Here is a 14,141-nt window from a genome sequence, read left to right on the forward strand (position 1 = left end):
TTCCCATCAGATTCTCCGGTGATGAAGAATTTTTACGCATTATGCCAGAAGGTGTCTCCTGCCGCGCAGACTCCTAGGCATGTCTCCCATTCAACAACGTCGCCTGGCGAACTTTCGCCGCAACCGCCGTGGCTACTGGTCTTTGTGGGCATTCCTCGCCCTTTTTTGCCTGTCCCTCGGTGCCGAACTGATCGCCAATGACCGCCCGCTGGTCGTGACCTATAAGGGCGACTTCTACTTCCCCGTGGTCCAGTCAGTTCCAGAGGAGACCTTCGGCGGCTTCCTGCCATCTGAAACGAACTACCGGGAAAGCGTTATCGCCGATGAAATCAACAGCCATGGATGGATGCTGTGGCCACCGATCCGTTTCAGCTATGACACGGTAAATTATCAGCTTGACCGGCCCTCGCCCGCTCCACCCTCGGCGGAGAACTGGCTTGGCACTGACGACCAGGCCCGGGACGTAGCCGCCCGGGTTATCTACGGCTTTCGTATATCCGTGCTGTTCGGGCTTATCCTGACCGGCCTGAGCTGCCTCGTGGGGGTTGCGGTGGGAGCGCTCCAGGGCTATTACGGCGGCAAGGTCGACCTGCTCGGTCAACGGTTTATCGAGATCTGGTCCGGGCTACCAGTGCTTTACCTGCTCATTATCCTGTCTGCGATCCTCCAGCCAAATTTCTGGTGGTTACTGGGTATCATGCTGCTGTTCAGCTGGATGGGACTGGTAGACGTCGTGCGTGCAGAGTTCCTCCGCGCACGCAACCTGGAATATGTCAAGGCAGCCCGGGCCCTGGGGCTGGGTAACCGCAAAATCATGTTCCGACACATCCTGCCCAACGCCATGGTAGCAACGCTGACGTTCCTGCCCTTTATTCTCACCGGTGCTATCACCGCCCTGACATCGCTGGATTTCCTGGGCTTCGGCCTGCCTCCCGGCTCACCTTCCCTCGGGGAGCTGATCTATCAGGGCAAGGAAAACCTTCATGCGCCCTGGCTGGGCATGTCAGCATTTTTCAGCCTGGCGCTGATGCTGACGCTGCTGGTGTTCGTCGGTGAGGCCGTACGTGATGCATTTGACCCGAGGAAGAATTGATATGGGCAGTGTGCTGCGGTTTGACGACCTGACCCTCAGGTTTGGCAACAACGCCCCGGTGGTCAACGGCCTGTCGTTCGAGGTACGGGAGGGCGAAACGGTGGCACTGGTCGGTGAAAGCGGCTCAGGAAAGTCCGTATCGGCTCTCTCGGTATTACGTTTGCTGGACGAGCACCTGATAGATTACCCCACGGGCTCCATCCTCTATCGGGGCGAGGACTTGTTGCAGGCAGGCGAACGCCGGCTACGACAGGTGCGGGGCCGGGCCATCAGCATGATTTTCCAGGAGCCAATGACCTCCCTCAACCCGCTTCACACGGTTGAAAAGCAGATCAGCGAGGTCCTGGCGGTACACAAGGGAATGCGTGGTGAGAAAGCCCGGAACCGGGTTATCGAGCTGCTGGAGCTGGTGGGTATCCCGGACCCCCGTGAACGGCTCAAAACCTATCCGCACCAGCTGTCAGGAGGTCAGAAGCAAAGGGTAATGATCGCCATGGCCCTGGCCAACGAGCCGGATCTCCTGATCGCTGATGAGCCTACAACCGCCCTCGATGTAACGGTTCAGAAGCAGGTGCTGGAGCTGCTCAAATCCCTCCAGAAGCGCTTCGGCATGGCCATCCTGCTGATCACCCACGACCTGTCAATCGTGCGCCACTATGCCCGGCGTGTGGTGGTAATGGAAAATGGGGCCATGGTTGAGCAGGGAGAAACTCACCAGGTTTTCACGTCACCTTCGCACCCCTATACCCGCAAATTGCTGGACTCGGAGCCGCCGGAGCACCCTCCCGAGCTGGACCAGGGCAACGAGGAATTGCTGCGGGTGGAGGATCTCAACGTCCGGTTTCCAGTGGGTAAATCCCTGTTCGGACCCACCCGGCGCTGGTTTCCGGCGGTTCAGGATGTCAGTTTCCGGCTGCGGCGGGGTGAAACCCTGGGTATCGTCGGCGAGAGCGGCAGCGGCAAGACCACCATAGGCCATGCCCTGCTCAAGCTGACCGAAGGCCAGGGCCGGGTTGAATTCCTCGGAGAGCGGATTGATCACCTTAACCAGGGCGAGTTCCGTCCCTGGCGCCGGCGAATGCAACTGGTTTTCCAGGACCCCTTCGGCAGCCTGAGCCCCCGTATGTCGGTGGGCGACATTGTGAGAGAAGGCCTGGAGGTACATGGCAGTGAAGACCGCAAGTCCCAGGAACAGCGGGTTATCCGGGCGCTGCAGGATGTCGGACTGGACCCGGAGGCACGCCACCGCTATCCTCACGAATTCTCTGGTGGCCAGAGGCAGCGCATCGCCATTGCACGCGCACTGGTGCTGCAGCCGGATATCATCGTGCTGGACGAGCCCACGTCGGCCCTTGACCGCACGGTGCAGAAGCAGGTAATCGAGCTACTGCAACGATTGCAGGCACGTTACCGCCTGAGCTACCTTTTTATCAGCCACGACCTGGCCGTGGTGAGGGCACTGAGCCATCAACTGCTGGTTCTGCGCGGCGGAAAGGTTATTGAAAGCGGCGCGGCCGAAGCCATCTTCCGGAGCCCCGGAACAGACTACACACGGGAACTGCTGACAGCGGCCCTTTTCTACCGGCCCCCAGCTACCGAACAGGTCGCTGACCTACGACCATTGGACCGTTAGGCAGCACTACCTTCATCAGGGATAATGCCCGCAACATTCATCATAGGGAGAACAACCATGGGAATCCTCAGCGGAAAACGCGCACTGATCGTCGGTGTCGCAAGCAAGCACTCCATTGCCCACGGCATTGCCGAGGCCTTTCACGAGCAGGGCGCCGAACTGGCGTTCACCTACCAGAATGACAAGCTCAAATCCCGGGTTGAGGGCTTTGCCGAAGGCTGGGGGAGCACCCTCACCTTCCCCTGTGACGTGGCCTCCGACGAAGAAATCGACAAGGTGTTTGCCGACCTGAAGCAGCACTGGGATTCGATTGACATTATCGTTCACGCTGTCGGGTTCGCACCCGCTCACGAACTTGACGGCAACTATGTGGATGTGACCACCCGCGACGGCTTCCGCATGGCCCACGATATCAGCTCCTACAGCTTCGTGGCGCTGGCCAAGGGTGCACGCAAGGAAGGCCTGCTCAATGAAAGCAGCTCGCTGATGACCCTGTCTTACCTGGGCTCCGAGAAGGTACTCCCGAACTACAACGTGATGGGCCTGGCCAAGGCATCCCTGGAGGCCAGCGTGCGTTACATGGCAGTGGCCCTGGGCGGAGACGGTGTGCGGGTCAATGCCATTTCCGCAGGCCCCATCAAGACCCTGGCGGCCTCCGGCATCAAGGCTTTCCGCCGTATGCTGAACGAAAACGCTGGCCGTGCCCCGCTGAAGCGCAATGTTACCCAGAAAGAGGTTGGCAACGCAGCGGCGTTCCTTGGCTCAGACCTGGCCAGCGGCGTAACTGGCGAAGTGATGTATGTGGACTGCGGTTTCAACATTACCGGAATGGGTACCCTGGAAGACTGAGGGCGCACCCTGGCAGCCCGGGGCAATCCCGGGCTGCTACCCCTGATCGGCCTCTATGATCCGGGCCATGGCCTCCACCCAGGCCAGATACTCAGCCTCTCCAGAGTCCAGCACTCTGAGCCCCGTCAACCACTCACCTTGCTTCCTTGCCGGGCGACACCAGATCACTTCAACGGTTAACGGAAATCCCTCACCGTATCCGGGCAACTCAACGATCACCGGCAGCAACGCTCTGCCAGGCAAGGGTTCGGTGGTGATCAGTCGCATGCCACCAGTGGAGATATCAGAACTGCTCGCCCGGGTAGTCCGTGCACCGTCGCCGGCACCGGGCTCCGCAGCTTCCAGTTCAATCGTGACGTTGGCCCGACCGGTCAGGCGATATTCGGTGCGCTGGTCCCGCTCCGGTTCAACATCCGGATAACCAAATGAGTATGGATCGTCTGTTGTCATAATTCGGCAGCACTTTCATTACAATACGAGCAGTGAGAAGGGTTCGGGATGGCCAGTTTTCAGCGACCTAGCCGAATGCGGCCCACTACCCGGCTCAGGGTTTCATCAAATTCCGCAGACGCACCGAGAATCCGCGCGGTATCGTCCAGCAGGTGGTCGACCAGCTGATCGATGGTCAGTTCCGTGCGATTGAGGCCAAGCCGGTCCACGAAAACCAGCTTGCGACGCGCATTTATCCGCACGGCGAGTTTCAGCCGCCGTTCCTGGTTATCCCCTCCAGTGCGCAGGGCAATCCAGCTACCCGGCCCGAGCCTGTCCACCTCGGTCATTGCCTGGTCACGGGCGGCAGCACGGGCCGCCTCCAGCCGGGCAGCCTCTTCCTGGCGGGCACGCTCACGGGCCTGTTGCTGCTCCCGCTCGGCCTCGGCCTGGCGGCGAGCCTCGGCTTCCTGGAGCTCGCGCTCACGGGCTTCTTTCTGCAACCGGACCTGCTCAGCCTTTTCCCGGGCACGGCGGGCAGCCTGCTGGCGCTGTCGGCGCTGGGACTCCAGCACCCGGCCGAGTGCCGTCAGGGTGTCTTCGAGGACCTGGCCAAAGCGGGTCTGCTCGGGTAATGGCCTTATAGTGCCTTCCTCCAGGGCCTGTCGGAAGTCCCGCCAGAACGTCATGCCCAGACGTACACCGAAACCGTTGCTCCACAGGATTTCGGTCGTCTCCGGGAAGCACGCCAGAAAATACCGGCGTTGTTCGTCATCACCCGAACCCTTCACAAACCATTGCCCCCGGACACGACCGATGTCTTCCTCAAGCGGGGCAGCGATATCCAGCCAGTGGCGGTCGTAATCCAGCCTTACCAGGTGCTGTCGGGTAGAAGACACCTCGGGTTCACCGCCACGAAGTCGTTCCACCAGGACCTGTTCAAGGGCTGCAAGGGCGCCCCGGGGGGGAGGCTCCTGCCAGATTCGCTGCCAGACCTCACTGACACGGTCTGCCAGCTGTTCCCCCACCTGGTAGACCCGTTCAAGATTCTGGCTCGACAGATCCGGGTCACCGACCCAGACCATCCACTCCAGCAAACGTTTTCCGTGACGCCAGTTATCACCATCCGGGCCCTCCTTCCAGGCGATCTGGCGCAGCAGGGGAACCCAGTGGTCAACGAGGAAGTCCATGATCGCCGGCGGAACCCTGCGACCTTCCAGCGCCCTGCCTGCCACGGCCCGCGACGCCTGGTCAGCCTTGCGCTGACGGGCAGCCCCGGCCTCGGTCTCCAGCAACCGCTGGTGCAGGCGACTGGAATGCGCCTGTCGGCGCCGGGCCTCGGCATGCCACTGATCACAGTACTCAACGAAGGAAGTAATCGACTGGGTGGCGAAGACATCCTCGACAACTTCGACCAACCGGTCGAGGCGGTCCAGCAGTGCCCGGGACGAGCGCCCTCCGGAATCACTCCAGCCACGCCAGTCCTCAAAGCTGTCGAGCCAGGTCACCAGGTGGTCCAGGAAGGGGCCCGCGCCGGTTGCCGCAAACTGCCAGGCCAGCGGGTACCGCAAGCGTGCCAGGCGAGCGACCAGCACAGGGTGTAAACCGGAAGACCGGAGGAAGACGTCCATGATGCGATCTGCCAGATAGGCCGAATTCACCTGCCTGACTGACCACGGGCCGTCCATGGAACTGAGCAGGTCCGAAACCCGCTGGTCACTCTGGTCATGCCATTGCGCCTGCAACCAATCTCCCCAGTCCACGGGTGTGGGTGGTTCTCCCACAGGATAAGGCAGATCCGGCACCCGAATTTCCCTGAGCACGCCCTCAATGGCTTGGGACAAGGTATCGGGCTGGAAGTGTTCAGGCATGGGTACTGTCGTCACAAACAGGCACTGTATGGTCCGGATACGGATTTGTTCACATTGCAGCACGTGAAGCTGCCCAGGTCCAGCGAAAGGAGCCGGTTCGGGTGCCCCGGCGCGTTGCATTGACCGGTCAAATGGCGCAGTATATCGATCCATCAAAATAACCCCGGAAAGCCCTGCAAGGCACTGCCCGCAAGGCTTCCAAGAGAGAGCACCAGGAACACAACTGTATGTCCGGCAAGCAACTAGAGAACCTCAATGTGGCCAGCCAGGAACCGCTGATCACCCCGGAAGCCCTGAAACAGGAACTGCCACTGACTGACAAGGCCGCAGCGACGGTCTCGCAAGGAAGGCAGACGATCTATGACATCCTCGATGGCAAGGATCACCGCCTGTTTGTGGTTGTCGGCCCCTGCTCGGTCCACGACGTTGATGCAGCCCTCGAGTATGCCCGCCGCCTCAAGGCCCTGGCGGATGAGGTCAGCGATACCCTGTACATCGTAATGCGGGTCTATTTCGAGAAGCCCCGCACGACCGTAGGCTGGAAGGGGCTGATCAACGACCCGCACCTGGATGATTCATTCGACATTGAACAGGGCCTGCATATCGGTCGTCGCCTGCTGCTGGATATCGCCGAGATAGGCCTTCCGACAGCAACCGAGGCCCTCGACCCGACGCTTCCCCAGTACCTGCAGGACAGCATTTCCTGGTCCGCCATCGGTGCCCGCACCACCGAGTCCCAGACCCACCGGGAAATGAGCAGCGGCCTTTCCATGGCAATTGGCTTCAAGAATGGCACTGATGGCAGCCTGGATGTGGCAGTCAACGCCCTGAAATCGGTGTCCCACCCCCACTCCTTCCTGGGCATTGACCAGCAGGGCAAGGGAGCCATTATCCGTACGCGCGGGAACAAATACGGTCACGTGGTCCTTCGTGGTGGTGGCGGCAAGCCCAACTACGACTCCGTCAGCGTAACCCTGTGCGAGCAGGCACTGGAAAAGGCGGGCGTACGCAAGTCCATCATGGTGGACTGCAGCCACGCCAACTCCAACAAGGATCCGACCATTCAGCCACTGGTCATGCAGGACGTGAGCCACCAGATCCTGGAAGGTAATCGCTCCATCCAGAGCCTGATGGTGGAAAGTAACCTGAACTGGGGCAACCAGCCGATCCCTGAAAACCTGGCTGACCTGAAATACGGGGTATCGGTCACCGATGCCTGTATCGACTGGGAGACCACGGAAAAAGCCCTGCGCGAGATGCGTGACAAGCTCAAGGATGCACTGCCCGCCCGGCTGGGCTGATCAGCCGTGGATTACCGTGCGGGCCGGGATACCGGTCCGCACCTCCCGCACCTCTTACCGGTCGTCCCCTGTCGGTACCGCAGCCATCCAGTCGAGTCGGTCTCGCAGGCTCACCACGTCGCCAATAATAACCAGTGTGGGTGCCGGCACGTCCCGCTGTTTGACGCGTTCAACAATATCCTCGAGGGTGCCACAAACCACTTCCTGTTCCGGTGTAGTGCCACGGGATACGAGCGCCACGGGCATTTGCTGCCGCATACCATGGGCCGTCAGCTCCCTTACGATAATCGGAAGGCCCACGAGCCCCATATAGAAGACCAGGGTCTGGTGACTCTGCACAAAGTCATTCCACGGCAGGTCACAGGTATCGTTCTTGAGGTGGCCCGTCACAAAGCGAACTGACTGGGCATGGTCGCGGTGGGTTAGCGGAATACCCGCATACGCGGCACAACCGGAAGCGGCGGTGATACCCGGAACCACCTGGAAGCGCACCCCCGCCTCCGCCAGGGTTTCGATTTCCTCTCCACCCCGGCCAAAGATAAACGGATCGCCTCCCTTGAGACGTACCACACGTCGCCCCTCCCGGGCCAGGGCCACCAGGCGCTGGTTGATCTCGCCCTGGGGAACACTGTGATTGGAGCGCTGCTTGCCTACGTGCACCATTTCGGCACTGTGAGGAATCATATCAAGGATGGGCTGGGAGACCAGGCGGTCGTACAGCACTACCTCGGCAGACTGCAGGATACGCCACGCCTTGAGGGTCAGCAGTTCCGGATCACCCGGTCCTGCCCCGACCAGGAACACCTCCCCAACCGAGGAGTTAGGATTCCTTGTAACCGGGTTAACCCGGTACCGGGGCGGCAGGCGCACGCCCTCCTTGCCCTTCAGTGGTGCATTGCCGGGCCGCGCTGCCCCGATCCGATGCCTGCTCATATCGCTCCGGTCCGCTGTTGTCATTGAATCCTGTCGATGCCTCGCATATAGGGGCGCAGCACGTCCGGCACCTCAATGGAGCCGTCGGCCTGCTGGTAGTTTTCCATCACCGCAATCAGGGTGCGGCCCACCGCCAGGCCGGACCCGTTCAGGGTATGCACAGGTTCCGGCTTGCCGGTTTCCGGGTTACGCCAGCGTGCTTGCATACGCCGTGCCTGAAAATCCCGGGTATTGGAGCAGGAAGAAATCTCACGATACTGGTCCTGCCCCGGCAGCCAGACTTCCAGGTCATAGGTCCGGGCGGCCGAGAACCCGATGTCACCGCCACACAGCTCTACCACCCGGTAGGGCAGGTTCAGCAGCTGCAGGATTTTCTCCGCGTTACCGGTCAGCTCGTCCAGGGCGGCGTCCGACTCTTCGGGGCGAACCACGTGGATCAGCTCCACCTTGTCGAACTGGTGCTGCCGGATCATGCCCCGGGTATCACGGCCATAAGACCCGGCTTCGCTGCGGAAGCAAGGTGTATGGGCGACAAACTTCAGCGGAAGGCTGGCATCTTCGATAATGCTGTCTGCCACCAGGTTAGTCACGGGTACTTCAGCCGTTGGTATCAGGTACAGGGGGTGCTCCCCGACGGTACGGAACAGGTCCTCTTCAAACTTCGGCAGCTGACCGGTGCCATACAGGGTGTTGGCATTGACCATGTAAGGAACGTAGGTTTCTTCGTAACCATGCTCCAGGGTGTGCTGATCCAGCATGAACTGGGTCAGGGCCCGGTGCAGGCGTGCAATGGCACCGCGCATGGCGACAAACCGGCTGTGCGCAAGGCGGGTCCCCGCCTCGAAGTCCATTCCCCCCATCGCCTCGCCAAGACTGACGTGGTCCTTTACTTCGAAGTCAAAACTCCGTGGCTCACCCCAGCGGCGGATCTCCACATTGTCTGCTTCGCTCTCGCCCGCAGGTACCGTTTGATCCGGAACGTTGGGAATGCCGGAGAAAAAGGCATTGAGAGCCTCCTGTACCGAGCGCAGCTCATCCTCGGCGTCTGCTTTCTGACGTTTGAGGTTTTCCACCTCCTGCAACAGCGGCTGGATATCTTCGCCGGCCGCCTTCGCCTTGCCGATGGACTTGGAACGCCGGTTTTGCTCACTCTGCAACGTCTCTGTGCGCACCTGGATGGAACGGCGCTTCTCTTCGAGTTCGTTGAACACATCCCGTTCGAAGGTAAAGTGCTTGATGGCCAGACGGCGGGCAATCTCGTCGGTTTCAGCGCGGACGCGTTTGGGGTCGAGCATGGCAATCCCTGTGGTTGACTGTATGGAATCGGTTAGGGTAACGGCGCATTATAACCATTCGGGTCCCATGGCGTTAAGGCGTGGGCGGCAATTCGGCTATTGAAGCCGTGCCCGTAATGCAGTGAGGGCAAGCGGAAAATCTGTTAACGGGAACCGGAAGGGTAACGCTGGCGGTCACTCGCCCGGTTCATCGTATCCAGGCGCTCCCGCTTCTCGCCCAACCGGATTTCCAGGCCTCGGGGAACCGGTTGGTAATAGCGCCGCTGGTGAACCTCTTCGGGCAGGTAGGCTTCGCCGGCGGCGAAGGCATCCGGCTCATCATGGGCGTAACGGTACTCCTCACCATAGCCCAGGTCTTTCATCAGGGACGTTGGCGCGTTCCGGATGTGCACCGGCACCTGGTAGTCGGGATCCTTGCGGATATCTGCCATGCAGCGGTTATAGGCGCTGTAGACAGCGTTGCTTTTGGGCGCCAGGGCCAGGTAGGTCACCGCCTGGGCAAGGGCCAGTTCGCCTTCCGGTGAGCCCAGGCGCTCCAGCACATCCCAGGCATCGAGGCACAGCCTCAGGGCCCGGGGATCGGCATTGCCGATGTCTTCCGAGGCAATTCTGACCAGGCGCCGTGCAACGTAGAGGGGGTCCGCACCGCCATCCAGCATGCGGCACATCCAGTACAACGAGGCGTCCGGATCCGAGCCCCGCACCGACTTGTGAAGGGCCGAGATCTGGTCATAGAAGACATCCCCGCCCTTGTCAAAGCGCCTCAGACTGCTTTGCAGCACCTGCTCCAGCACTGACTCGGTAATCTCGGGCGCGCCATCCGCACCCGGTTCTGCCAGGTCAGACGCCACCTCCAGCACATTCAGCGCCCGCCGTGCGTCACCACTGCCGGCCGAGGCAATCAGGCCGAGCACCTGGTCACTCACTGCAATCTGTCCAGCCAGGCCCGACGCCGAGACCAGTGCCCTTTGCAGGAGTCCGACCAGATCCTGTTCTTCAAGGTTCTTGAGCACATAGACCCGCGTTCGGGACAGGAGTGCACTGTTGAGTTCAAAAGAAGGGTTTTCCGTTGTAGCACCGACAAAGATGAACGTGCCATCCTCGATATGCGGCAGGAAGGCATCCTGCTGGCTTTTGTTGAACCGATGAACCTCATCGACGAACAACAGGGTGTCACGACCATCTGCCTGTTTGCGGCTGCGGGCCCGGTCCACTGCCGCGCGGATGTCCTTAACGCCGGACAGTACCGCCGACAGCGTCTCATAGCCCATGTCTCCAACACTGGCCAGCAGGCGCGCAAACGTGGTCTTGCCGACGCCGGGTGGCCCCCAGAGGATCATGGAGTGTAACTGGCCCTGCTCCACTGCCTTGCGCAGGGGCTTGCCGGGGCCCACCAGGTGTTCCTGCCCCACGTATTCGTCAAGGTTACGGGGACGCATGCGGGCAGCCAGCGGCTCAAAACCCTTCTGGTCTCCGAACAGGCTGTCCTGCATTACTGAATGCCCTGAATCACATCTACGGACTCGGGATAGTCTAACTCGAACGCACCGTCCGGAACCTGCTCGTTAATACGAACATTGCCGAATTCAAGCTCGGTGCGCTGGGCCAGGGAGTCCTCCAGGCGCATGGCCTGGAGTTCACCGTCATAGAAGGTAAGCGTCAGCGAGATAAACAGGGAATCCTCACTGCGGGGCAGCAGCGTATACTCCCGGGTGTTCTCGCCGTAACGCTGTTCGGTGATGTCGTAGGTCTCTGCCAGGCCTTCCGTTTCACCGCTGAGCAGTAAAGCCGGCGTGATGCTCACCTGCTCGTCCAGCTTCTGGATTGTGACCTGCTCCAGGTCCGGGTCATACAGCTCAACGGTTTCGCCATCGCTGACGATAAACTGGTTGGCGGGAGGATCGGTTTCCCAGTAGAAGAGTCCGGGGCGCCTGGCCTTGAGGTTTCCGGTGGTCTCCTGCATCACCCTCCCCTGCTCATCGGCCACTACCTGGGTAAACGCCGCCTGAAATGTTGAATAACGGCTGAGGGCATCCGCAAGGCGATCAGCAGCCCCTTCGTCGGCGGAAGCCAGGCTGGTGGTCATGAGTAACGCAGCAAGTGAACCCAGTAATGCGCGACCGGTCTTGATCATTCGGAACCTCCTGAAGGCTCAGGCTTTCGGGGGTGGCGGCGCCAGGACTTCCCGGGCACCGTTGTGGCCAGCCGGACTGACAACGCCAGCGGCTTCCATGGCATCCACCAGGTTGGCGGCCCGGTTGTAGCCAATCTTGAATTTGCGTTGAACCGAAGAGATCGACACCCGGCGACCCTCTGTGACAAAGGCGACCGCCTCGTCAAACAGGCTGTCTCCTTCACTGTCGCCCCCCTCGCTCAGGGTCGGTACGCCGGGCAGACTCTCACCCTCGGCACCATTAAGGACATCATCAACGTAATCTGGTTCCCCGCGGGCTTTCCAGGCGTTAACAATGCGGTGCACTTCGTCGTCGTCCACGAACGCACCGTGAACACGTACCGGCAGGCCGGAGCCCGGCGGCAGGTAGAGCATGTCGCCGTGACCGAGGAGCTGCTCCGCACCGCCCTGGTCCAGCACAGTCCGCGAATCAATCTTCGAAGATACCTGGAACGAGATACGGGTCGGTATGTTGGCCTTGATAAGGCCGGTAATAACGTCGACAGACGGGCGCTGGGTGGCCAGGATCAGGTGAATGCCGGCGGCCCTCGCCTTCTGCGCAATACGGGCGATGAGCTCTTCCACCTTCTTGCCGACAATCATCATCATGTCGGCAAATTCGTCGATGACCACCACGATAAATGGCAGGGTTTCCAGTTCCGGACGCGCCTGCTCATCGTTATCCAGGTATTCGTCCGGCTTCCAGAGCGGATCCAGCAGTGGCTCACCGGCTGCGCGGGCATCCTTCACCTTCCGGTTATAGCCGGCAATGTTCCGTACGCCCAGGTTAGCCATCAACTTGTAGCGACGTTCCATCTCCGCCACGCACCAGCGCAGGGCATTGGCGGCCTCCTTCATGTCGGTCACCACCGGCGACAGCAGGTGCGGGATGCCCTCGTAGATACTCAGTTCAAGCATCTTGGGGTCTACCATGATGAAGCGCACCTCTTCCGGCGTAGCCTTCAAAAGCATGCTCAGCAGCATGGCGTTAACACCAACGGATTTACCGGAGCCCGTGGTGCCAGCCACCAGCAGGTGGGGCATTTTCGACAAGTTGGCGACCATCGGGTTGCCACCGATGTCGTTGCCCAGGGCGAGCGTCAGGGCCGAGGAAGATTCGGCAAATACCCTCGCGCCGAGCACCTCACTGAGACGCACCATCTCCCGTTTCTCATTCGGGATCTCAATGCCCACCACCGATTTGCCGGGAATTACCTCAACAACCCGGACACTCAGCACGGCCAGTGACCGGGCGAGGTCCTTTGCCAGGTTGGAAATCTTGCTCACCTTGACACCGGGGGCTGGCTTGATTTCGAAGCGGGTGATAACCGGACCGGGGTTTACCTCCACAACTTCCACGGTCACCCCGAAGTCCGCCAGCTTCTCTTCGAGCATACGAGACATGTGCTCCAGGGATTCCTCGGAGTAGCCCTTCTCCTGGTGCTCATCAGGCGGGTCCAGCAGGGTCAGTGGTGGAATCGGGCTTTCCAGGTCTTCGAGCAGGGAGGCCTGTTTGCGAGTCTTTTCCTTCTCGGCCTCACCGTCACCATCCCGCTTGAACGGTGAAATTTTCACCTTGCCGGCGCTGCCTGCAGACTTTGCTGGCCTAACGGGTTCTGGCTCCGGTTCCGGTTCGTCATCATCCCGGGAGCTGAAGCTTTCAAGCAGCACAGGTTCATCATCGTCCGACCGGCGGCGGCCCGCCCGGGAGTCTTCCTTACCCTTTGTGGGCTGGCTATCTTGGTCCCCGGCCCTATCCTTGCCACCAAACGGCCACAGCCGACGCCACCAGGGCTCCTTGTCGGAAACCTGCGCCTGCTCGGTCAGCAACGGCGGCTCCGATTTCTCGTCCGGCGGCGCCTTTTCCTGACTTGCATCCTGCGTACTATCCGAGGAAAAGAGCCCGCGCAGCCACGACAGCCCATCAAGGGTGTAGCCACCGACCCGGTCCATCAGACTGAACCAGGAAAGCCCCGTAGTCACCGTCAGCGCGAACAGAAAAATAGCCACCAGGATCAGGGTGGTTGCCGGCAGGTTAAAGAACCGCACCATGGAGGAAGACACCGCCTGCCCCAGGACACCGCCGGAGGTGGCTCCAAGGCCAAATAGGGAATAAAGGGCCAACAGGCTGCAGGCGGATAAAAGGATGAGCAGAAAGCCGCCAGTCCGCATCAGCAGCAAAGGCCAGTGCATTTCCAGTGGGTCGTGGCGCAGGCGTATCAGTAACAGGGCATAGCCCGCCACCATCACAGGGAACAGATAGGACACCTGCCCGAAGACATCCATCAGCAGGCTGGCGAGCCAGGCGCCAAAGGGCCCGGCCGCATTATCGACCCGCACGTCATGCCCGATAGATGCCCAGCCCGGATCGGAAGCACTGTAGGTGGCCAGTGCCATGGCAAGGAAGATGGCCAGTGCGATAAACGCAATCACCAGGCCTTCCCTGGCCCCCTGGGCGACCAGGCGGCGAAACCGCTGCTGTTTTTCGGTGAGCTCTGCGGGGGCGTTGTCTTGCTTGCCGGTTTTAGCCATGAAGTCGGGACACAATCCTCTGCTGATGAAAT

At 60.7% G+C, this 14,141-nt stretch carries 11 protein-coding genes; 4 read left to right on the plus strand and 7 right to left on the minus strand.

Going from position 1 to position 14,141, the window contains the following annotated elements; all coding sequences use genetic code 11:
- Nucleotides 1-79: 79 nt before the first annotated feature.
- The 3 genes from MLC59_RS10855 to MLC59_RS10865 are packed head-to-tail and all read left to right on the plus strand — an operon-like array spanning nucleotide 80 to nucleotide 3,575.
- On the plus strand, nucleotides 80-1,093 hold the full coding sequence (locus MLC59_RS10855; RefSeq protein ID WP_248234206.1) for an ABC transporter permease: 1,014 nt from the start codon (nucleotides 80-82) through the stop codon (nucleotides 1,091-1,093).
- Between the two features lies 1 nt (nucleotide 1,094).
- Entirely contained in the window at nucleotides 1,095-2,726 is a 1,632-nt protein-coding gene (locus tag MLC59_RS10860; protein ID WP_248234207.1) for an ABC transporter ATP-binding protein, read from the plus strand.
- A gap of 57 nt (nucleotides 2,727-2,783) precedes the next feature.
- Nucleotides 2,784-3,575 (plus strand): enoyl-ACP reductase FabI, encoded by a 792-nt coding sequence (locus tag MLC59_RS10865; RefSeq protein WP_248234210.1) that lies wholly within the window; start codon nucleotides 2,784-2,786, stop codon nucleotides 3,573-3,575.
- A 36-nt stretch (nucleotides 3,576-3,611) separates the two neighbouring features.
- Here MLC59_RS10865 and MLC59_RS10870 read toward each other — a convergent pair whose 3' ends face one another.
- Both MLC59_RS10870 and MLC59_RS10875 read right to left on the minus strand, forming a co-directional pair.
- A complete protein-coding gene (locus MLC59_RS10870; RefSeq protein WP_248234212.1) occupies nucleotides 3,612-4,025 on the minus strand; it encodes a PilZ domain-containing protein in 414 nt (137 codons plus the stop codon).
- A gap of 59 nt (nucleotides 4,026-4,084) precedes the next feature.
- A complete protein-coding gene (locus MLC59_RS10875) occupies nucleotides 4,085-5,875 on the minus strand; it encodes a DUF1631 family protein (protein ID WP_248234213.1) in 1,791 nt (596 codons plus the stop codon).
- Nucleotides 5,876-6,102: 227 nt separating this feature from the next.
- On the opposite strand from MLC59_RS10875, the gene MLC59_RS10880 reads away from it, so the two are divergent.
- Nucleotides 6,103-7,176, plus strand: coding sequence for a 3-deoxy-7-phosphoheptulonate synthase (locus MLC59_RS10880; protein WP_248234215.1), 1,074 nt, complete (start codon nucleotides 6,103-6,105; stop codon nucleotides 7,174-7,176).
- A gap of 54 nt (nucleotides 7,177-7,230) precedes the next feature.
- On the opposite strand, the gene cobA is transcribed toward MLC59_RS10880, so the two are convergent.
- The 5 genes from cobA to MLC59_RS10905 all read right to left on the minus strand — a co-directional run bounded on the left by cobA (nucleotide 7,231) and on the right by MLC59_RS10905 (nucleotide 14,109).
- Complete coding sequence (gene cobA / locus MLC59_RS10885) at nucleotides 7,231-8,109, minus strand: uroporphyrinogen-III C-methyltransferase (protein ID WP_248234216.1); 879 nt, start codon at nucleotides 8,107-8,109, stop codon at nucleotides 7,231-7,233.
- Between the two features lie 20 nt (nucleotides 8,110-8,129).
- On the minus strand, nucleotides 8,130-9,404 hold the full coding sequence (serS, locus tag MLC59_RS10890) for a serine--tRNA ligase (protein ID WP_248234217.1): 1,275 nt from the start codon (nucleotides 9,402-9,404) through the stop codon (nucleotides 8,130-8,132).
- A 143-nt stretch (nucleotides 9,405-9,547) separates the two neighbouring features.
- Nucleotides 9,548-10,897 (minus strand): replication-associated recombination protein A, encoded by a 1,350-nt coding sequence (locus tag MLC59_RS10895; RefSeq protein WP_248234219.1) that lies wholly within the window; start codon nucleotides 10,895-10,897, stop codon nucleotides 9,548-9,550.
- The gene (lolA, locus tag MLC59_RS10900; protein ID WP_248234220.1) at nucleotides 10,897-11,538 is read right to left on the minus strand and encodes an outer membrane lipoprotein periplasmic chaperone LolA; all 642 of its coding nucleotides are present in this window, start codon (nucleotides 11,536-11,538) and stop codon (nucleotides 10,897-10,899) included. Before lolA ends, MLC59_RS10895 begins: the two co-directional genes overlap by 1 nt.
- A gap of 18 nt (nucleotides 11,539-11,556) precedes the next feature.
- Nucleotides 11,557-14,109, minus strand: coding sequence for a DNA translocase FtsK (locus tag MLC59_RS10905; RefSeq protein WP_248234221.1), 2,553 nt, complete (start codon nucleotides 14,107-14,109; stop codon nucleotides 11,557-11,559).
- Nucleotides 14,110-14,141: the final 32 nt, after the last annotated feature.

The sequence above is a fragment of the Marinobacter bryozoorum genome (genome assembly GCF_023156245.1).
Classification (GTDB): Bacteria; Pseudomonadota; Gammaproteobacteria; order Pseudomonadales; family Oleiphilaceae; genus Marinobacter; species Marinobacter bryozoorum.